Source organism: Devosia ureilytica (assembly GCF_024273195.1).
GTDB lineage: Bacteria > Pseudomonadota > Alphaproteobacteria > Rhizobiales > Devosiaceae > Devosia > Devosia ureilytica.
This window is the reverse complement of sequence record NZ_JAMZCU010000001.1, coordinates 647,039-666,353: the sequence shown is the minus strand read 5'-3', so window position 1 is coordinate 666,353 and position 19,315 is coordinate 647,039. Positions and strand designations below refer to the sequence as shown.

The 19,315-nt window shown below is 61.9% G+C and carries 15 protein-coding genes, 1 tRNA gene and 1 riboswitch; of the genes, 5 read left to right on the top strand and 11 right to left on the bottom strand.

Annotation, left to right across the window (positions count from 1 at the left end):
- Positions 1–11: 11 nt before the first annotated feature.
- The 7 genes from iolB to NIM87_RS03180 all read right to left on the bottom strand — a co-directional run bounded on the left by iolB (position 12) and on the right by NIM87_RS03180 (position 7,910).
- Positions 12–812, bottom strand: coding sequence for a 5-deoxy-glucuronate isomerase (gene iolB / locus NIM87_RS03210; RefSeq protein WP_254673165.1), 801 nt, complete (start codon positions 810–812; stop codon positions 12–14).
- Complete coding sequence (locus NIM87_RS03205) at positions 757–1,005, bottom strand: hypothetical protein (protein ID WP_254673164.1); 249 nt, start codon at positions 1,003–1,005, stop codon at positions 757–759. Before NIM87_RS03205 ends, iolB begins: the two co-directional genes overlap by 56 nt.
- Positions 1,006–1,064: 59 nt before the next feature.
- On the bottom strand, positions 1,065–1,982 hold the full coding sequence (iolE, locus tag NIM87_RS03200) for a myo-inosose-2 dehydratase (RefSeq protein ID WP_254673163.1): 918 nt from the start codon (positions 1,980–1,982) through the stop codon (positions 1,065–1,067).
- 156 nt (positions 1,983–2,138) lie between these two features.
- A complete protein-coding gene (gene iolD, locus NIM87_RS03195) occupies positions 2,139–3,986 on the bottom strand; it encodes a 3D-(3,5/4)-trihydroxycyclohexane-1,2-dione acylhydrolase (decyclizing) (protein ID WP_254673162.1) in 1,848 nt (615 codons plus the stop codon).
- Entirely contained in the window at positions 3,983–5,893 is a 1,911-nt protein-coding gene (locus NIM87_RS03190; protein WP_254673161.1) for a bifunctional 5-dehydro-2-deoxygluconokinase/5-dehydro-2-deoxyphosphogluconate aldolase, read from the bottom strand. Before NIM87_RS03190 ends, iolD begins: the two co-directional genes overlap by 4 nt.
- 99 nt (positions 5,894–5,992) lie before the next feature.
- Positions 5,993–6,829, bottom strand: coding sequence for a MurR/RpiR family transcriptional regulator (locus NIM87_RS03185; RefSeq protein WP_254673160.1), 837 nt, complete (start codon positions 6,827–6,829; stop codon positions 5,993–5,995).
- A 112-nt stretch (positions 6,830–6,941) separates the two neighbouring features.
- Positions 6,942–7,910: a DMT family transporter gene (locus NIM87_RS03180; RefSeq protein WP_254673159.1), complete on the bottom strand. Its 969-nt coding sequence runs from the start codon at positions 7,908–7,910 to the stop codon at positions 6,942–6,944.
- Between the two features lie 99 nt (positions 7,911–8,009).
- Positions 8,010–8,154: riboswitch (FMN riboswitch) on the bottom strand.
- Between the two features lie 159 nt (positions 8,155–8,313).
- On the opposite strand from NIM87_RS03180, the gene NIM87_RS03175 reads away from it, so the two are divergent.
- Positions 8,314–9,732 carry an MFS transporter gene (locus NIM87_RS03175; RefSeq protein WP_254673158.1) on the top strand — a complete coding sequence of 473 codons (1,419 nt, stop codon included), beginning with the start codon at positions 8,314–8,316 and terminating at the stop codon, positions 9,730–9,732.
- A 37-nt stretch (positions 9,733–9,769) separates the two neighbouring features.
- Here NIM87_RS03175 and NIM87_RS03170 read toward each other — a convergent pair whose 3' ends face one another.
- Positions 9,770–11,776: an aldo/keto reductase gene (locus NIM87_RS03170; protein WP_254673157.1), complete on the bottom strand. Its 2,007-nt coding sequence runs from the start codon at positions 11,774–11,776 to the stop codon at positions 9,770–9,772.
- Between the two features lie 224 nt (positions 11,777–12,000).
- Here NIM87_RS03170 and NIM87_RS03165 point away from each other — a divergent pair, with 224 nt between their 5' ends.
- A complete protein-coding gene (locus NIM87_RS03165; protein WP_254673156.1) occupies positions 12,001–12,915 on the top strand; it encodes a helix-turn-helix domain-containing protein in 915 nt (304 codons plus the stop codon).
- Between the two features lie 9 nt (positions 12,916–12,924).
- Positions 12,925–15,030: a CHASE2 domain-containing protein gene (locus NIM87_RS03160; RefSeq protein WP_254673155.1), complete on the top strand. Its 2,106-nt coding sequence runs from the start codon at positions 12,925–12,927 to the stop codon at positions 15,028–15,030.
- On the opposite strand, the gene NIM87_RS18555 is transcribed toward NIM87_RS03160, so the two are convergent.
- Entirely contained in the window at positions 15,027–15,152 is a 126-nt protein-coding gene (locus NIM87_RS18555; protein ID WP_269467847.1) for a hypothetical protein, read from the bottom strand. The two genes, NIM87_RS03160 and NIM87_RS18555, sit on opposite strands and share 4 nt — an antisense overlap.
- Positions 15,153–15,452: 300 nt before the next feature.
- Here NIM87_RS18555 and NIM87_RS03155 point away from each other — a divergent pair.
- Positions 15,453–15,529 (top strand) — tRNA-Pro (locus NIM87_RS03155).
- Positions 15,530–15,573: 44 nt separating this feature from the next.
- A complete protein-coding gene (locus tag NIM87_RS03150; RefSeq protein WP_254673154.1) occupies positions 15,574–16,563 on the top strand; it encodes a phosphotransferase enzyme family protein in 990 nt (329 codons plus the stop codon).
- Between the two features lie 25 nt (positions 16,564–16,588).
- On the opposite strand, the gene NIM87_RS03145 is transcribed toward NIM87_RS03150, so the two are convergent.
- Both NIM87_RS03145 and NIM87_RS03140 read right to left on the bottom strand, forming a co-directional pair.
- Complete coding sequence (locus NIM87_RS03145; protein ID WP_254673153.1) at positions 16,589–18,103, bottom strand: undecaprenyl-phosphate glucose phosphotransferase; 1,515 nt, start codon at positions 18,101–18,103, stop codon at positions 16,589–16,591.
- Positions 18,104–18,194: 91 nt separating this feature from the next.
- On the bottom strand, positions 18,195–19,313 hold the full coding sequence (locus tag NIM87_RS03140; RefSeq protein ID WP_254673152.1) for a glycosyltransferase family 4 protein: 1,119 nt from the start codon (positions 19,311–19,313) through the stop codon (positions 18,195–18,197).
- Between the last annotated feature and the right edge of the window lie 2 nt (positions 19,314–19,315).

The window sequence follows — 19,315 nt, the reverse complement described above, 5'->3', positions numbered from 1 at the left end:
GGGAGGGGCAGCTATTTCAGCATCCACTCATGCTCGGGCGCATTGTGGAACTTCCACACCCGCTTCGGCCCCGCCATGACGTTGAGATAGTAAAGGTCATAACCCGCCGTCGTCGCCACCGGATGATAGCCGCGCGGCACCAGGGTCACATCGCCATCCTCGATGGCCATCGCCTCATCAAGGCTCCGGTCATCGGTGTAGACTCGCTGGAACGCAAATCCCTGCGGCGGGTTCAAACGGTGATAATAGGTCTCTTCCAGCTGGCTTTCGTGCGGAAGATTGTCCTCGTCATGCTTATGTGGCGGGTAGGACGATGTATTGCCCTGAGGCGTGATCACCTCCACCACCAGCAACGCGTTAGCCGCACCATCGTCCTCGGGCATGATATTGTACACATGGCGCACATTGGCGCCCTTGCCGCGCGATAGGCGCGGATGTTTGCCGGGGGCAATGACCTTGGCGTGGAAATCCCCACCGCCCGGCGCCGAGCACACAGCCAGCTCAAGGTCGCTTGTTGCATCCACTGCCCAGTGCCGCCCCGCGGGCACATAGAGCGCCCAGGGTGCGCCCTCGAACGGGCTCATGCGTTCGCCCAGCTCGCCGAAATCTTCGCCATCGACTGCAAACCGCCCCTTGCCGCCGACCAGCACCAGGCAAATCTCGCGCTCGCCCGTCTCCTCGCCATAGGCCTCGCCCCGCGCCAACCGGTGTAATCCGAAGCCCACATGGGTCCAGCCAGCCGAGGCCGGCGTCACATCATGGATCTGGCCGGTCTTGGTTGTCGGGCGAACCAGGAGGGGGGAGGGTGTCATCGGACTGCTCCTTGGGGAAAGTGTAGAAGAAATTCCAGGCCACATAGGCCAGAGCGGCGCCCACGAGGAAGGCCCAGAACATGTCCTGGGTGTAGAACAGTTCCCAGCCCAGCCACAGCGCCAGGAACACGGCCACCGCCACGCGCCGCCACAGGGGCCGGAACCATTTGAGGTCGTTTTCTTTCAGTGCCACGGCGCTTCCTCGAACTTGATTTGATGGCGCAACCCTTTAGCACAAGCGATTCAAAAGATTCACCCTTTCGGAAAGCCTTGTGTCTCGACGGTATATCCGGCGGCACTCATGACGCGCATCAGTTCAGCATAGCCAATTTGCGCCATCTTGAGTGGCGGACTGACCTTGGGGTCCTGCTCCGCCTCAACCACAAACCAGCCCTCATACCCATGATCGGCCAACCGCTGCACAATGGCGCCGAAATCCAGCGACCCGTCGCCCGGTACGGTAAAGGCGCCAAGCGCCACCGCATCGAGAAAACTCTGTTTGCTTCGGTCCAGCCCATCGACCACGGCGCGGCGGATATCCTTCACATGCACATGGTTGATGCGCGCGTGATGCCTATCGATGGCTCGAAGCACATCGCCGCCAGCAAAGGCCAAATGCCCCGCATCAAGCAGCAGCGGAATACCTTCGCCCGAGGCCGCCATGAACGCATCCAGCTCGGGCTCGGTTTCGACCACGGCAGCCATGTGATGGTGGTAGCTGAGCGGCATGCCCTGTTCGGCGCACCATTCGCCAAATGACGTCACCTTGCGCGCATATGCCTTCATCTCGTCGTCGGTCAGGCGCGGCTTCTGCGCCAGCGGTATCTCCCGCTTCCCTTGAATTGACCGGCCCACCTCGCCATAGACGATGCAAGGCGCATTGACGGCCTTGAACAACTCGATCATCGGCTGGATACGATCCTTGTTGGCAGAAAGCTCTTCCTCCACCAGCGTCCCCGAAAACCAACCGCCGCACAGCGTCACATCGGCGGCCCTGAGGATCGGCAGCATCACCTCCGGGTCATCAGGGAAGCGTCGCCCCTTTTCCATGCCGGTAAAACCGGCCGAGCGGGACTGCCTGAGGCATTCTTCGAGCGAAACGTCATCGCTCAATTCCGGCAGATCATCGTTCCACCACGCAATGGGTGACATGCCAAGCTTGGCTTTCATGAAATTCTCCGCTGTCTTATTCCTCTCCCCCTCGGGGAGAGGTGGCTCGGCAAAGCCGAGTCGGTGTCGGGGGTGTTCGCCAAGCCTTCAGATGCCGTTTGGAGATCCCCCTTATCCGGCGCTGCACGCTTCCCTCTCCCAGTGGGGAGAAGAAAACTAACCCGCCCGCTGCGCCTTCAGCGCCGCGAGATAAGCCTCACGCGCCGCATTGACCTGCGGTCGCTCGCTCACCTCTGGCACCGCCACGTCCCACCAATGCCCACCGGCCTCGGTAGTGATCAGCGGATCGGTCTCGATCACGAAGACATGCACCCCGGGCGCCTCCTCGCTCTCGGCCAGGGCTGTTTCGAGCTCGTCCACCGAGGCCACTTTTCGGGCCTTGGCTCCCATGGCTGCGGCATGCGCTGCGAAATCGACATTGGGCATCGCCACCTGCTTCGTATCGCGGAACAGGTTGTTGAAGTTCGCCCCGCCGGTCGCCATCTGCAGCCGGTTGATACAGCCGAATCCGGCATTGTCGAGCACGACGATGGCGAGCTTCACACCCAGCATCACTGCCGAGACGATCTCCGAATTCATCATCAGGTAGCTGCCATCGCCCACCATGACCACCACGTCGTCCTCGGGCCGGGCGATGGCAACGCCCAGTCCGCCGGCGATTTCATAACCCATGGTCGAAAAGCCATAGTCGAGATGGTAGGAGCCGGGCGCGTCGGCGCGCCAGAGCTTGTGCAGCTCGCCCGGAAGCCCACCGGAAGCGCAGACCAGCGTCGCTTTCGTGCGGCCGCGCTGCACGGCGCCGATCACCTGTGCGTCCGATGGCAATTCGGCATTGCTGGCGGCACGGGCAGCGTCGGCGTCCCGCAGCCAGTCCTGCTTGAGGTCCAGCGCCTTCTGCGTCCAGTCCGGGTCGACTTGCCACCCCATCAGCGCCGCGTCGAGCGCTTCCAGCCCCACCCGCGCATCGCCCACCAACGGCAAGCCATTGTGCTTGGCCGCATCAAACACTTGCACATTAAGCCCGATCAGCTTGACGCTGTCGTTCTTGAAAAGCGCCCATGACCCTGTGGCGAAATCCTGCAATCGCGTCCCAATCGCCAGCACCACATCCGCCTCTTCGGCCAGTCCGTTCGCTGCTGAGGTGCCGGTTACGCCGACGCTGCCCATGTTCAGTTTATGGTCATGGGGCAGGGCACTTTTGCCCGCCTGCGTTTCCATCACGGGAATGCCGTGCTCTTCCGCAAAGGCGGCAAGGCTCTCGCTGGCTTCCGAATAGAGCACGCCACCCCCGGCAATGATCACCGGCTTCTTTGCCAGTTTCAGCGCCGCGGCGGCCGTGGCAAACTCGTCAGCGTCCGGCATCATCCGGCGCGGCGCCCAGACCTTTTCGGCAAAGAAGCTCAGGGGATAGTCATAGGCTTCGGCCTGCACATCCTGGCAAAGGCTCAGCGTCACTGGCCCGCATTCGGCCGGGTCCGTGAGTACCTGCATGGCCCGGCGCAGCGCCGGCATGATCTGTTCGGGGCGGGTGATACGGTCGAAATAGCGGCTGACAGGCTTGAAGCAGTCATTGGCCGTCGTCGTGCCGTCGCCAAAGTCTTCGACCTGTTGCAGCACGGGGTCGGGCAGGCGGTTGGCGAACACGTCCCCGGGCAGCAACAGCACGGGGATGCGGTTCACATGCGCCAGGGCGGCCGCAGTCACCATGTTCAGCGCGCCCGGCCCGATGGACGAAGTGCAAGCCATGAAGCGGCGCCGGAAATTGGCCTTGGCATAGGCAATGGCCGCATGCGCCATGCTTTGCTCATTTTGTCCGCGATAGGTCGGTAGCTCGTCCTTGATCGCGTGCAATGCCTCGCCAACTCCGGCAACATTGCCATGGCCGAAGATTGCCCAGACGCCGCCGAAGATGGGGAGTGTCTCGCCACCAATGACGGTCTTCTGGGCAGTGAGAAATCGCGCCACAGCCTGCGCCATAGTTAGTCGAATAGTGTTCTGGCTCATGACTGCTCCCAAATCTCAACCAGCCAGGCAAAACGCCTCGCCATTTCAGCAACGGCCTCGGCATCGTCCATGGCGCCGTCGAGCCAGGCCCGCGCGGCATGCCCGAATATGGACCGCCCGACGGCAAATCCCTTGACCGTGCGTGACGTCTTGGCGACGTCGAAACCAGCCTTCAAGTCACTCATCGGGGCATCGAGGCCCAGCAACACAACGCCCCGGCAATAAGGGTCGCGCGTTTCGATGACGCTGTCGATATGGGCCCAAGCCTCGCGCGTCGGCTGGGTTTCCAGCTTCCACCAGTCCGGCTTGATCCCGGCATCATAAATCTCACTCAGCGCGCGCGCCACGGTGTCGTCGCGCACCACGCCATGCTTGCCGGCTATAATTTCGACCAGCAGTTCACGGCCGATCTTGCGAGCCGCGTCGAAGGCCGAGCGCAGCTTGGATATCTGTTCATCTCGCAGGTCCTGGGGGTCATCCGGGTGGAAGAAGCACAGCACCTTGATGCAGTGATCCACCGGCCAGTCCACCAGCCGCGAGCCCAGGTCCTGGCTGAACTCAAACCGCAATGGCCGCGAGCCGGGCAGTTCGATGGGCTTGGCCACCCACAAATTGCCTAGAGCGCTGGCGGCATAGAGCGCATCGCGCCCATATTTGTCGTCGAGCAGCATGCCGAAGCCATCGCGACCTTTCGCCACCTGCGCCGCCGCTTTGACGGCGAGAACCTTGAAATCGCCGATGCGCGCGCGCTTCGTTGCGTCGTCGCCAGCCATGTCTTCAAGCTGGCTCCGATGATCAATGGCCAGCGCCATCATCTTGGAAATATCGCGCCGCCGCGTCGTTGCCCAATGCACATGATTGATGGCTTCGTCCTTGCGCAGGGCATGTTCCTTGCTGCCGTTTTCGAGGAAGAACTGCAGCTCGTCCCAAGTCGGGATTTCCGGCGCGCACAGCAGGCGGCTCACCGCGAAGGCGCCGCAGGCATTGGCCCAGGTGGCGCTGGTCTCATGGGGTTCGCCACGCAGCCAGCCACGGAGGAACCCGCTCATGAACGCATCGCCAGCGCCCAGCACATTATAGACCTCAATGGGAAATCCCTTGCCGACAATGCCGTCTTCGAGGTCGTCGGGGATGGCGCCGTCGTAGACGATGCAGCCCATGGGCCCGCGCTTCAAGACGATCACGGCGGAGGACAGGGACCGGATCGTCCTGAGCGCAGATGGAAGATCGTCGGAGCCGGAGGCGATAAGCACCTCCTCTTCCGTTCCAACGATCAGGTCACATTCTGGCAGGACCGTTTTGAGATGTGCGGAAACCGCGTCTGAGGCGATATAGCGGCTGTCGCCCGCATCATGCCCTGCCAGGCCCCACAGATTGGGGCGGTAATCAATGTCGAACACCACGCTGGCCCCATTGGCCTTGGCAATCCGCATCGCCTTGCGCTGCGCCTTGTCGCTGTTGGGCTTGGCGAAATGCGTGCCAGTTACCAGCACGGCGCGGGCCGAACGGATGAATGCCTCGTTGATGTCGCCCTCGTCCAAAGCGGCGTCGGCGCAATTGTCGCGATAAAAGATTAGCGGAAACGAGTTGTCGTTCTCGACAGCCAGCAGTACTAGCGCCGTCAGCCGATCCGGGTCGGTTGCGATCCCGGCGGTTTCCACCCCTTCGCGCGCCAGCTGCTCGCGAATGAACCGGCCCATCTGCTCATTGCCGACGCGGGTGATCAGCGCCGATTTCAGGCCAAGGCGGGCGGTGCCCACTGCAATATTGGTGGGGCAGCCGCCAACCGACTTGGCAAAACTCCCCACATCCTCCAACCGCGTGCCGATCTGCTGACCGTATAGGTCAACCGAGGCGCGACCGATGGTGATCACGTCGAGGGTTTTGTCTGTGGTTCCAGGGGCCACGCCGGTTTCTCCTCGGGGCTACGTCCGTCGGGATAGAATGAAACACAGGTTCTGGTGGTTCGCAATATAGAATGTTTGTTCTATGTATGGAATGCGCCGCTAAAGTTGGCGCCGCCGTTCCGCCACGCTGACAGTTAGCGCCATGGCAAAGGCCACACTCGCTGAAAGCGAGCGGAAACCGCCATGGTCCGCCTCGACCAGCTCAAACCAGACATTGGCGCTGGTTGCCAGTGGCGAGAGCACTGAATCGGTCAAGGCGACCAGGGGAACGCCACGGTGCGCCAAGACCTGGGCCTGCGCCGCGCTTTCCGCGGCATAGGGAGAAAAGCTCACGGCAAAGGCGGCGTCTTTTGGCGTCGCGAGCGCCAACAGGTCGTCGTCATTGCCGGCCGCCGAGCTCACAACCTGGCAGCGCACCTTCAACTTTCCGAACGCATAGGCCATCGACGTGACAATGGGGAAGCTGCGGCGGCGCGCGATGAGGTAGATTGTCTCCGCCCGAGCCAGCAGGTCGATGGCCCGCTCGAGTTGAGCGGGGTCGATGGCCTGGCTGAGCGCGTCCAGGCTTTGATGCGCAGCAGATACAAAACCCTTCAGAATTGTGCTGCTCTCGGTCTCCGAGGCACCGCCGGATTCCAGTTGTCGGAGTCGATCCTCGTAGGACGAGTTGCGCCCCTTGAGCCGCGCCTGGAACAGCAGTTGAAGGCCCGAAAAGCCGTCGAAACCAAAATTCTGGGCAAAGCGCACCAGCGTCGAGGGTTGAACCTGGGCCGCAGCGGCTATGCTGGCCGTTGTTCCAAACGCCACCTCGTCTGGGTGTTCGAGCGCATAGGCGGCAACCTGCATCAACCGTTTGGGCAGCGTATCCCGCTGGTCCCTGATCGCGGCGCGAAGGCTTTCAAAATCCAAAGGGGCAGTTGGTGTTGGCGCGGACATGCGACGTTCCTGTGGAATACACGTTCCATTTTTGGAATGATTTTAGATCCACGGCAAGACAAAGGGCAGGGCGGCGATCTGCCGTCCTGCCCTCGCAGAAGTCTTGCGGCGATTATGCCGGCTGCAAGCTGGCCGGTTCGCCGCGGCTTTCAACCCAGAAGATGAAGACCGAAGCCCCCACGATCAGTGCCGCACCGGGCCAGAACCACACCGAAGGCACCTGGCCCAGGGCGATCCAGCCGACCAGCCCGCTCAACGGCACTTTGACATCGCCAAACGGCTGCAAATAGGCAGCATCGGCCACCTTGTAGGCAAAGGCCAACAGGTACTGCGCAGCAGCAGTCAGCGCACCCAGCAGCAGCAGCAACCACAAGCCATTGCCGGCCGGCAGGCTGAACGGGAAGCCGGTCGCCACGCCCGCGGGCAGGAACCCACTGAATGCCGTGACCGCCAGCAGGATTGCAAGATGGTTCGGGGTCATCAGCACCAGCAGCGAGATAGTCAGCGTCTCGGGCGATTCTTCGCGCGCAAGATATTTGGTCAGCACGTCTGTGGTGGCCCAGAGCGCCGCGGCGATGATCGGCACTGCTGTTTGCCAGTTCAGCCCTTCGACACCAACGCCGGAAACGATGATGGCGCCGACAAAGCCCACCAGTGCGGCAACGATGCGGGCTGCCGAGACCTTTTCACCCAGGAACAACGTCGAACCAAGAATGATGAACAGCGGCCCCGTGGCCAGAAGCGTCACCATCTGCCAGATCGGCACGCCCGATGCGAAACCGTAGACAAACACATGCACGCCCAGCGCCGATACGAAGGCGCGGACCTCATGGGCCAGCGGGTGGCTTGTGCGCAGGTTGGACAGTCCGATCTTGAGGATCAGCGGCAGCGCCAGGATCGAAGCGATCAGATATTGCCAAAAGGCCATGCCCGTCGAGCTCATGCCCATGCCGCCATATTCCACCGGCGTCGGCAGCACCGACTGCAGTGTATTGGTGCCGGCAAAAGCGAGGCTCGCCACCAGCATGAAGAGCGCGCCGGTGGTCGCGGCGCTATGTGAAGTCGAGGAAATCTGGTTCATGTGTCGTCCTTTCCGTAACCAGTTTCCTCAGGGTTACGGGAGGCGACACGCCGAAATTCGCGCGGCCAAATAGCCACGCGCGCCGGCAAAGGCGCTTGATCCCGTTCTCTTTCATCCGGACTCTAACCGTCGGCCCCGGAATTACACCGGATCTGCTGACCTCTCGAATTTCGAGAGCGCTCGCGGGCTTGGCATGTCTGCCTTTACCGCCGGTGGGGAATTTCACCCCGCCCTGAGAACAATGCAGGCGAACCTGCTCGCCCTAGATAGGCCAGCCGGCGTTGCCTGACAAGCAAGCACAAAGTTGATACCGGCGGGCTGCACAATCCTTGTGCAGATTTCAGTTGCTTTGCCCGGGGATCAGAATTAAGCAAGTTATCACTTGTTTAATTGAGCCGTTGTCATGTCAGACACTGTCGAAGGCCGCTGGGCCGAGATTTTCGGGCCACGCTATCTGGCCGTCACCACCATTCTGGCGCTGGGCGTGTCGCTCTTCGCCTTCAATGCTTTCCTCTCGTCCACGGCGCTGCCCTCTGCGGTGCAGGAGTTGGGCGGCCTCGAGGTCATTTCCTGGGCCACGACGCTCTATCTAGTCTTCGCCATTGTTGGTGGCGCCGCCGCTGCCATGCTCAAGCGTCGGCTGGGATCGCGCCGCGCGCTGCTGAGCCTCGCCGGGGTATTTCTCATAGGAACGCTGGTTGCCGCCATCGCCACGGATATGTCTCAGGTGCTGGTTGGCCGGGCCATTCAGGGCTTTGGCGAGGGCGTCGTGGCAGCGCTCTGTTTTGCGCTGATCCCCGAATTGTTCCCTAGCCGCCTCGTGCCCAAAGTGTTTGGCATGCAAGCCATGGTCTGGGCCGTCGCCGCCTTCGGTGGACCAGCCGGGGCAGGGGCACTGACAGAGCTGATTTCCTGGCGCGCTGCCTTTCTCATCAATGTCCCGCTAGTGCTGATATTCGGCGCCATGGTTCTCGCGGTGGTGCCGCGCGGCGACACGCCTCCCCAGGCTCATGGTTTCCCCGGTCTGCGACTCCTGACCATTGGTGGCGGGACCATGCTGGTGGCGCTTGCCGCCATCGTTCCGCCGGTGCAGGCTGCAGCGCTCCTGGTCGGCGCCATCGTGGCCCTTTGCGCCGCCGTCTGGCTCGACCGCCGCAGTGCCGAACGGCTGATGCCACTTGATGCCTTCTCCCTGCGCTCCGCTGTTGGCGCAGGCCTCTGGATGTTTCTGCTTATGCCCATCGCCGGGGCCGCCACTGGGGTCTATCTGGTGCTCCTGCTGCAGCAGCTCTGGGGCTACGGCCCTACCCATGCCGCTGTGATCGGCGCCGTCATGGCCATCGGTTGGAGCCTGTCATCGGTCACCGTCGCCAATGTGCGCCAGCGGTCGACCCGACGTATTCTCATCCGCACCGGCCCGGTGATGCTGGCGCTTGGCCTTGTCGGGGTACTCGGCGGCCTGCAAATGGCCCAGCCAGGTCTGGTCATCGTGGCGCAGTTGGCCATCGGCATGGGCTTCGGCATTTCCAATGGCTACACCATGCTCACCATCATGGAAGCCAGCAGTGATGCCGAGCGCGACCGCACATCGGCCCTGCTGCCCACCACCCAGTCTGCTGGCAATGCGCTGGGCGCGGCGCTGGCCGGGGTCGCCGCCAATGCTGCCGGCTACGCCGCCGCAACCGACACGGGCGCGATCCTTGCCGCCATAGTGCCGCTGTTCATCCTGGCCATGGCCTTCGCAGGCCTGGCCTTCCTGGCCGCCCTGCGCATGGTGCAACTCGCCAAGGTTACGCCTATTTCGGCCTTCGCCAGCGAATAGCAAAAAGGCCCCGGAGTGGTCCGGGGCCTTGTCCTGATCAGCCCTGTTCGAGCCAGCTGACGTGTTCCGGCGTCAGCTTGATTTCGAAAGCCTTCAAGCTGTCTTCAAGCTCCACCAAACGGCGCGGACCGATTAGAGGCACGCTTGGGAAGCTCTGGGCCAGCACATAGGCCAGGGCGATATGAATGGGTGAGTGGCCCAGTTGCTTGCCCAACTCGATGGCCCGGTCGCGGCGGCCAAAGTTTTGCTCATTGTACCAGACACGTACCAGCTCTTCATTGTCGCGCTTGTCCCGACCCGCCAGATCGGTGAAGAAGCCGCGCGCCTGGCTCGACCACGAAAAATTCGTGACCTGCCGGTCAACCAGCCACTGCTTGAAGTCCGGTGTCGCCGCGGTTACGCATCCACCCCAAATCGGGTCGAGCATTTCGGCCAAAGCAAAGTTGTTGGACAGTGCCTGTGGGGCTGTCTTGCCATTGGCCTGGGCATAGGCAATGGCCGCGTCCATGCGCTCCTTGGTCCAGTTCGAACCGCCGAACGGCCCGCGTATGCGTCCGGCCTTCACCTCTGCATCCATCGCGTCCACGAATTCGCCCACCGGCACATCGGTATTGTCGCGGTGCATGAAGTAAACGTCGACATAGTCGGTCTGCAGCCGGTCGAGCGACTGGGTGAGCTGCTTGGCGATGACATCGGGGTAGACCAGCGGCGAATGCGCGCCCTTGCCGATCACCACAGCCTGTTCGCGCACGCCGCGACTCTTCTGCCACTGCCCGAAGAGCTTCTCGGTATAGCCCCCGCCATAGATGAAGGCCGTATCGAAGATATTGCCGCCGCGCTCCCAGAAGGCATCGAGGAGAATGGCGCCCGAGGCAAAAGTCTTGAAGTCCTCAAAGCCCAGTGCCACTGCCGATGCTGGCTTGTCGAGGCCGGGAATGGAGCGCTTGGGTATAACGCCGGTGTTCGGTCCCAGCGGACGATTGTCGAGCGTCCGCGTCCGCACCTGCGGTGTTTCGATGGAAAATTCCATCCCGGCGTCAGCCCGCCACTTGTCGAGCACCCGCAGATTGCCCAGCGTATCGCCCCAGCTCATGCCCGGCGCACCGAACTCCTGCTTGCCGGCGAGAATGGCGAGTGACGCCGCCTCGGCCTCAAAGGAATAGACGTGGGCGGTCTCGTTGACGCTGATCGTTTCTGTCTTGCCGCCCTTGATGATGTCGATTCGGCCCAACCCCTGATCGCGATTGCCACCGGCAAACCAGAAATCGGGCACCTCGATGCGGCCTTCAGAGCCATGGATGCGCAACACATTGTCGAGGTTCGCCATCACCGCGCAGCTCACCTGGGCGACGATACCGCCCTCGAAGGTCAAGGTTGCTGCGGCCCAGTCGTCTGTGCCCTCGGCATTGAGCGTTGCCGTACCTGCAACCTTCACCGGGTCGGCAAATGGCTTGCCGACGGCAATACCCGCCAAAAGCCGCGCCATGGAAACCGGATAGCAGCCCACATCCATGATGCCTCCGCCAGCCAGTTCCGACGCGAACAGCCGGTGTTGCGGCTGGAACTTGCCCATCGAGAAACCGAAGCTGGATTGGATCATCCGCACCTGGCCGATGACGCCGGACTGGATCAGCTCAATGATCTTGGCCGTCTGCGGATGCAGGCGATACATGAAAGCTTCGCCGGCAAAGGTTCCGGCCTTGCGATGGGCGTGAAAAACCGCGTCGGCCTCGTGGGCGCTCAGCGCCAGCGGCTTTTCAACCAGCACATGCTTTCCCGCTTCCGCCGCCTTAATCGCCCATTCGGCATGCCCGGTATGGGGCACTGCAATATAGACTGCGTCGATTTCGGGATCGGCAAGCAGGGCGTCATAGCCATTCACGATGCGCGCTTCGGGAAAGGTGTCCTGTAGCCCCGGACGGTCAGGGCTGCGTGTGGCAATGGCCGCGAGCACCCCGTGCTGGCTGGCGTTGACGCCGCCGCGAAATGCCTTGGCAATGCTTCCTGGTCCGATAATGCCCCAGCGAACAGTCTTCTCGGTCATGTCAATTTCCTCACCAGAGCCTCGGGCCACAACGGCAGGGCAGTCCTGGAACCGCCCGGAGTCTCTATCCACTATCAGCGCCGCCGGATCGTTGTCCTGCGGCGTAGGCCTGTCTGTCCAAAGACCAAGCTTTTCAATTGCTCTTGGGGCCCGTGATTTCTAAGTTAGCGCGCCTGCCAAAGGCGTACCCCGATTTAGGGTATGCGGACCGGGCGGAAAGTAAGATGGATTCTCGCCCCTATTACGAGCCCCGGGCCAATGGTGTTGAACGCTTGCCCACGGCGCTGCAGATGTTCCTGACGTCGCCACGCCTCATGCGGGCCGCCCATTGGCACGCCCAGGTGGAGGTCAATTACATCGTGCGCGGCTGGGCCCATTACCGCATGGCTGGACACGAGGCGCGCTTCGTTGCGGGCGATTTTGCCCTATTCTGGGGCGGTCAGCCGCACTGGCTCGACGATGCTTCCGACGATTTGGTCTATGCTGGAGGGCACTTGCCGTTGGTGCATTTCTTCCGTCTGAGGCTGCCAGCGGACGTGCAGGCCAAGTTGATGCAGGGCGCGACCCTGGTTTCCAGCGCCACCGATGCTGCCGATCCCGTCAATTTTGAGCGCTGGTTGGAATACACGCGCTCCGGTGATCCGATGAAGGCGAACCTGGCCGTAGACGAACTGCTGCTGCGCATCGAGCGGCTGCGCTTTTCCGCCTATCAATTACTTCCGCAGACCCAGCGCGTCGCAGATGCTGGCGGCCTCGACCAGCACACCTCTCCCATCGTCGTGCGCATCTGCGATTTCATTGCCGACAATTTCCGCGAGGAGATTGATTCCGTCGATATCGCGGTGGCCGCCGATATCCATCCCAAATACGCCATGACCGTCTTCAAGAAATGTACGGGCATGACGCTCAACGACTACATCAACCTGATGCGCCTTTCCTATGCGCAGGCCTTGCTGATGCGCGACGAGGCAAGTGTCCTGGCGGTCGCCATGGACAGCGGATTTGGTTCGCTGAGCGCCTTCAACAAGTCGTTCCGAAAGGTTTCCGGCATGTCACCCAGTGACTTCCGTCGCGAAGTGCGTAGTCGGCCTTCCGTGGCCCTCACGCCGGCAGTGGCCGTCGACGGTCGCGTCAACTGAGGGCAGGGGATGGGCAGGCGGGGCTGGTTAACATTTCTCTTCGGCCTCGCCGTCATTGCCGGCCTGACGCTGCTGCGTGCCGCCGATCCCTATGCACTCGTGGTCGCCCGCGAAACGACCTTCGACACCTTCCAGCAGTGGCGTCCACGCGAAGCGCCGCCCGATCTTCCCATTCGCATCATTGATATCGACGAGGCTTCGCTGGCCGAACTCGGGCAATGGCCATGGCCGCGATCGTCCATGGCGCAAATGGCCACCAGGTTGACCGAACTGGGCGCTGCCGCCATTGCCTTCGACCTGCTGTTCAGCGAGCCAGACCGGCTTTCGCCGTCAAATGTGGCCGGCAGCGGTGAGAATTTCGATGAGATTTTTGCCTCGGCCCTTGCCGCTGGGCCAACCATTCTCAGCCTTGCACAAAGCGGTCGGGCCGCCAGCACCAGCCTCGAACCCAAGTCCGGCCTTGCGACCACCGGCTCCGATCCGCTGGCCATGCTCCCCGAACTGGGTGGCGCGGCCCAGCCCCTGCCATTGCTGGCCGCCGCGTCACCGGGGCTTGGTGTCGCCAGTCTTGATCGGGATGGGGCCGGGGTGGCGCGCCGCTTGCCCGTGCTGTGGCGCAATGGAGATAAGGTCTTGCCGACCCTATCTGCCGAAGCGCTGCGCATCGCCCTGGGCGTTACGACCCTGGTGGTGATCGGCGACAGCGCAGGGGCTGGAACAGTCGAACAGCTGCGCATCGGGGATTTCTCGGTCCCCACCGGGCCGAGCGGCGACATCTGGCTCTACTATCGTCACTTGCCACCCGATCTCTACATCTCAGCGCGCGACCTGCTCTCGGACGACTATGCGGAGCTTGCGCCGCTGGTCTCTGGCCAGATCGTGCTGATCGGAGCCTCGGCCAGTGGCCTGCTCGATATTCGCGCCAGCACACTGGGAGTCGCCGTACCTGGCGTGTCCATTCATGTTCAGGCGCTTGAGCAGATGCTGACCAACACATTTCTGGTCCGTGCCGATTGGGTAGCCGGGCTGGAAATGCTCATCTTCGCACTGGCCGGGCTTATTATTGTCCTGGCGGTAATTTTTACCGGGCCGATTGTCGGGCTGGCGGTGTCGATTGCGGTCTGCGGCGTCCTGCTCGCCGCCAGCTGGTGGGCCTTTTCGGTGCCTCGCCTGCTGATCGATCCGAGCTTTGCGCTGCTTGGCGCCCTGCTGCTCTACGCCGCCATGGCTTTTTTCCGCTTTGCCGTCACCGACGCCGACCGTCGCCGCATCCGCCGCGCTTTTGCCCATTATGTCGAGCCATCGCTGCTCACCCGCATCGAAGCCGACGCGAACCTGCTGCGCCTTGGCGGCGATGTCCGCGACTTGACAGTGATGTTCTCCGATGTCCGCAATTTTTCAGCTCTGGCCGAACGAACCGAGCCCTCCGCCCTGGTCGCCATTCTCAACCGACTATTCGCTTCCCTCGGCGCTGCCATCGTCGCGGAGCAGGGCACGATTGACAAGTTCATGGGCGACGCGGTCATGGCGTTCTGGAACGCCCCGGTGGATGTCGAACGCCATGCCGACCGCGCCTGCCGCGCGGCCTTGGCCATGCGCGAAGCGCTCGAAATCCTCAACACCAGCGAACGTGACCCCATCGCCATCGGTATCGGGATCGCCACCGGTCCGGCGCTGGTGGGCAACATGGGGTTTGAGCGTCGCTTTGACTATTCGTGCATTGGCGACACGGTCAATGTCGCCAGCCGTATCGAGGGCATGTGTCGCGCTGTTGGCCACGACATTCTCGTTACTGAGAAAACCGCCTGTGAGGTGTCACATCTGGCCCTGCTGCCCGCAGGTGCGGTCGAACTCAAAGGCATGAGCGAGCGTGAACCGATCCACATTCTGGTCGGCGACGAGACCATAGCAACGTCGCCCGCCTTTGCAGCCCTCTTCGACGCGCACACGAGTTTGCTCGCTGACCTATCTGTCGGCGGCGATCACACCCAATCGCTCGACGCCTGCCGCCGCGCGGCACTTGCGCTCGATAGTCGTCTTGGAAGTTTCTATGCCGCCTGCGTTGCGCGCGCCCAAGATTTCAGCGCGTCGTCAGCCGCCCGGCTGGTGGGCTAAACGCGGCCTTGGCCCATGAGCACCATCGCCGCCAGCAGAACGGCACCGATCACCCAGATCGCCCCCGCCAGCAGCGAAAAGCCCTCGATGAAGTCCAGCCCGGAGTTTTCGTCATAATTCATGTGTCGCTCTCCTCTGCGTTAACCGGTTGCCCCAACAGCATTGAAGTACGGCGTTGGATAGAGCGCAATAGGCTACCCACGGAACAGGCCCCGGCGTCTGCCCCGCCCCGAACGCGATCTCCCTCAACCGGTGAATTTCCAAGCTGTCGAGGCGGGAGCCCCATGGTAAATACATAGGACTTGGTGTGAATCTGGGGCGCGCATGGCACCGGATCTCCGGAAAAATCTCACTTTGTTCACATGGTCCTGCAAAATCGGGGTTGCACCAAATCCCCTGTTTCTCTATGTCTCCGCACCAGTCGGGGCGTAGCGCAGCTTGGTAGCGCATTTGTCTGGGGGACAAAGGGTCGCAGGTTCAAATCCTGTCGCTCCGACCATTCTCTCCCAAATCGTTTCGGAGGCCAAAGGCGGCCTCTTTCCAATGCCGGAGCCGACCTTGCCGCTGCATGAGCGCGACCTGGAAAATGCCCTCCCGCTTTGGCCGGAGTTGGCGGGCGCCGAGCCCCGGCTGATCAACTATTCCGAGAACCACACGTTTCTGCTTTCTGTTCCGGGCGGCGAGGCCTTTACGCTGCGCGTGCATCGGCCCGATTATCAGAGTACGGCCAATATCGAGAGCGAGCTAGCCTGGCTGGAGTCCTTGCACCGCCAGACTGATCTTGCCATTCCCGAGCCCGTCGCGGGTGGCGATGGCAAGCTGTTGCAGTGCTTCCAGACACCTTCGGGCGAAACGCGGCACGCGGTGCTCTACCATTTCATTCCGGGGCAAGAGCCCAGCCCGGATAGCAATCTGGTCGATCTGTTCGCTGTGCTGGGCGGCTATGCCGCCGGTCTGCACCGTCATTCAATCGCATGGAAACGCCCCCTCGGTTTCGAACGGCAGGCCTGGACTGCAGCCACAATTCTTGATGCGGACGGTCTGTGGGGGGATTGGCGAGTTGCGCCGGGGGTGACGGGGGGCATTCATCCGGTGCTGGATCTCGCCCAGCTTGAACTCCGTCGCCGGCTCGATGCCTATGGAACGGGACCGGATCGCTATGGCCTGATTCACGCCGATATGCGGTTGGGCAACCTGCTCGTGCATGGGGATCAGGTCAGTCTGATAGACTTTGACGACTGCGGCCTTTGCTGGTTCGGATACGATTTTGCCGCCGCGATCTCCTTTCATGAAACCAACAAGGCCGTGCCGGCGCTCAAGGCATCCTGGCTCGAGGCCTACCAGGCCGTTCGTCCTCTGTCCGAAGACGACATCGCCATTCTGGATTCCATGGTCATGCTTCGGCGCATGGCGTTGCTGGCCTGGATCGGCTCACACGCTGAAACCACGCTGGCACAGAGCCATATGACGGGCTTTGCAGAGGGCACTGCCGATTTGGCGGAGCGCTATTTGCGTGGAGGCATTTGGCGCTGATCGCGCCCGGCGCGGGGACCTATCCCTAATAGGCATTTTCGGTGTTGAGCAGCCGGATAGGTGTCATCAGCACAATGTAGAGATCGAGCAGGATCGACCAGTGCTCGATGTAGTATAGGTCGTGGTTCACCCTCTGCATGATCTTGTCGATTGTATCGGTCTCGCCCCGCCAGCCATTGATCTGTGCCCAGCCGGTCATGCCCGGCCTGACGCGGTGGCGCGCGAAATAGCCCTCCACGGCTTCGTAATAGAGCTGGTTGGCAGCCTTGGCCTGCATGGCATGTGGGCGAGGCCCGACGACGGAGAGTTCGCCCTTGAGGACGTTGAACAGCTGCGGCAGCTCGTCAATCGAGGTCTTGCGAATGAACTTGCCGACCCGGGTTACCCGCGGATCGCCGCGCGTTACCAACTTGCCGGCGTCGTGGTCGAGCATGTCGGTGCGCATTGATCGGAACTTGTAGATGCGGATCTGCTCGTTGTTAAAGCCGTGCCGGTTCTGGACGAAAAACACCGGCCCACGGCTCTCGAGCTTGATGGCGATGGCCGTTGCCAGCATCACCGGCGAGAGCAGGATCAATGCGGTAACAGCCACGATTTTGTCGAAGGCCCACTTGAAGATCAGGTTCCAGTCCGAAATCGGCCTGTCGGCCATATCGAGAACCGGCAGGTCCCCTACATAGGAATAGGCCTTCTCCGTGAACCGCAGCTTGCTCATATGAGCGGATAGCCGAATATCGACAGGCAGGACCCAAAGCTGGGTCAGCATGTCGAGCACCCGCTTTTCGGCCGACAGCGGCATCGAAACGATGACCAGGTCCACGGGAGTGCGTCGGGCAAATTCGATCAGTTCGGAGACCCGGCCAAGTTTGTGGCAACCCGAGACCATGTCGGGGGATCGCTCGCCGTCGCGGTCGTCGAAGAGCCCAAGCAGGTTGATGTCCTTCTCAGAGCCGGCGCGGATCTGCTCGATCAACAGGGCCGCGTCCGCACCGCCACCGACGATCACAGTGCGGCGCTTCAGCCGGCCTTGGGCCGTCCAGCGGGACACCAACGAGCTCAGCGATAGCCGAAAGGCCACGAGCACAACAGCGCCAGACAGGAACCAGCTCAGCAACCAAACCCGCGATACCAGATCGCCTGCTTTGAAAAAGAAGATGCCAACCATGAGCAACAGCATCACGCCGGCCCAGGCCCCCAGCACGCGCCCGATCTGTGAGACCTGAGTGCGATATACGGTGATACGGTGTGAGCGAACGGCATTGAAGGCAATGTTTGCCACCAGCACGCTAGCCAGGATTACCGGGATGTAGAACCCATCCTGTGGCGGCTCGACGTAGATGGCGTGAATCCCATAGCCCAGAATGGCCAGTAGCGCCGCCTCGACGATCTGAGCAATTCCCGCGATCACGGCGCCGGACAGCGTCCTGTCCACCGGGGCAGCAATGATCTCTTTGGCTTTGGAAGACAGGTGAACCTCACCCGATGCGTCCTGGCGGGACGCGTGTTCCTGAATGGCCTTGGTGGGATCGACGCGATACATAGGGGCTACCGACGCTCATTGTTTTGCGCGGCATTCTGGCCAAGAGACCTTTATACTCGGTGAAGTCCTTGGACGCAGCTTGATCTCAGCGCTAAGCGTTTCGATAGAGCGCTTCAACAGCCCCGGCCATTCGTGCGACCGAGAAACCGGCCTCGATATGGGCCAGCCGGGCCTGCATACTTCGCCTGGCGCTGTCGGGATTTGCCAGCATTTCGGTCATCGCCGATGCAAGGGCGTCAGCGTCACCGGGCGCAATCAACTGATCTGCGGTCGGCCCAAAGATTTCGGCAATGCCACCCACGCGGGTTGAAATCACCGGAAGTTGCGCAGCGGCGGCTTCCATCACCACATAGGGCAGGGATTCTGCCAAGGATGGCACCACGGCGTTGCGCCCCATGGCAAAAACGTCTCGTGCCGGCCGCGAGCCGACGAGCTTCACCCGGTCGCCAAGTCCCAACTGACCGATGAGTTGCTCCAAGTCCTTTCGGTCGGGGCCATCGCCTGCCATGACCAGATTGGCCGGGGAACCATCGGGCCGGTTGACTTGAGCAAGGGCCTCAACCAGCGGAAAAATGCCCTTGAGATTGCGCAACTCGCCCACAAAGACAAAGTCGGCCGCATCGGGCAGGGGTGGGACCGGTTCAAATTCGCCAGGCCGCAATCCGTTGTGAATGACGGTGCTGGGGCAAGTGGGCGCGCCGATAAGGCTGGTATAGGTCTTTTGAGCATAGGCGCTCTCGAAAATGATCGCCGATGTCTTGGCCATCAACACGCGCTCAATGCGGTGAAAGAGCTTTCCCGAGGCTTTATCCGCCGGAAAATGCAGCACGCCGCCGTGTGGAGTGTAAAACACTTTTGCCGTGTTGCGCCCATAGGCGGCGAGCCGTGCGTAAAAACCGCCCTTGGCGCCATGTCCGTGGATGATATCGACGTCAAGGCGACGGGCAAGGGCGCTGACTGCGAATGGTGTCGATAGGTCACCCCGACCGAACAGGCGCGGCATGGGAAAACGATGGATTCCCAGTGCGGCGTCCGCCTCTAGGGCAGTCAGGAGCTGTTCCGTCTGAGCGTCATTGGCGAGGCTGTCCACTACGATGCCCACGTTATGGCCATTGGCGGAAAGGGCGCGGGTCAGGTCCGCCACGTGGCGAAACAACCCACCGACCGGCGCGCGCAGGATTTGCAGGACGCGCAAGTTTTTCTGGTCCACGG

Bases quoted from the DNA above. Each gene is read 5' to 3' on its own strand.
- NIM87_RS03150 (WP_254673154.1), top strand. From the start codon at position 15,574: ATGCCGGAGCCGACCTTGCCGCTGCATGAGCGCGACCTGGAAAATGCC.
- iolE (WP_254673163.1), bottom strand. From the start codon at position 1,982: ATGAAAGCCAAGCTTGGCATGTCACCCATTGCGTGGTGGAACGATGAT.
- NIM87_RS03160 (WP_254673155.1), top strand. From the start codon at position 12,925: ATGGGCAGGCGGGGCTGGTTAACATTTCTCTTCGGCCTCGCCGTCATT.
- NIM87_RS03145 (WP_254673153.1), bottom strand. From the start codon at position 18,103: ATGTATCGCGTCGATCCCACCAAGGCCATTCAGGAACACGCGTCCCGC.
- NIM87_RS03165 (WP_254673156.1), top strand. From the start codon at position 12,001: ATGGATTCTCGCCCCTATTACGAGCCCCGGGCCAATGGTGTTGAACGC.
- NIM87_RS03185 (WP_254673160.1), bottom strand. From the start codon at position 6,829: ATGTCCGCGCCAACACCAACTGCCCCTTTGGATTTTGAAAGCCTTCGC.
- NIM87_RS03170 (WP_254673157.1), bottom strand. From the start codon at position 11,776: ATGACCGAGAAGACTGTTCGCTGGGGCATTATCGGACCAGGAAGCATT.
- iolB (WP_254673165.1), bottom strand. From the start codon at position 812: ATGACACCCTCCCCCCTCCTGGTTCGCCCGACAACCAAGACCGGCCAG.
- NIM87_RS03175 (WP_254673158.1), top strand. From the start codon at position 8,314: ATGTCAGACACTGTCGAAGGCCGCTGGGCCGAGATTTTCGGGCCACGC.
- NIM87_RS18555 (WP_269467847.1), bottom strand. From the start codon at position 15,152: ATGAATTATGACGAAAACTCCGGGCTGGACTTCATCGAGGGCTTTTCG.
- NIM87_RS03180 (WP_254673159.1), bottom strand. From the start codon at position 7,910: ATGAACCAGATTTCCTCGACTTCACATAGCGCCGCGACCACCGGCGCG.
- iolD (WP_254673162.1), bottom strand. From the start codon at position 3,986: ATGAGCCAGAACACTATTCGACTAACTATGGCGCAGGCTGTGGCGCGA.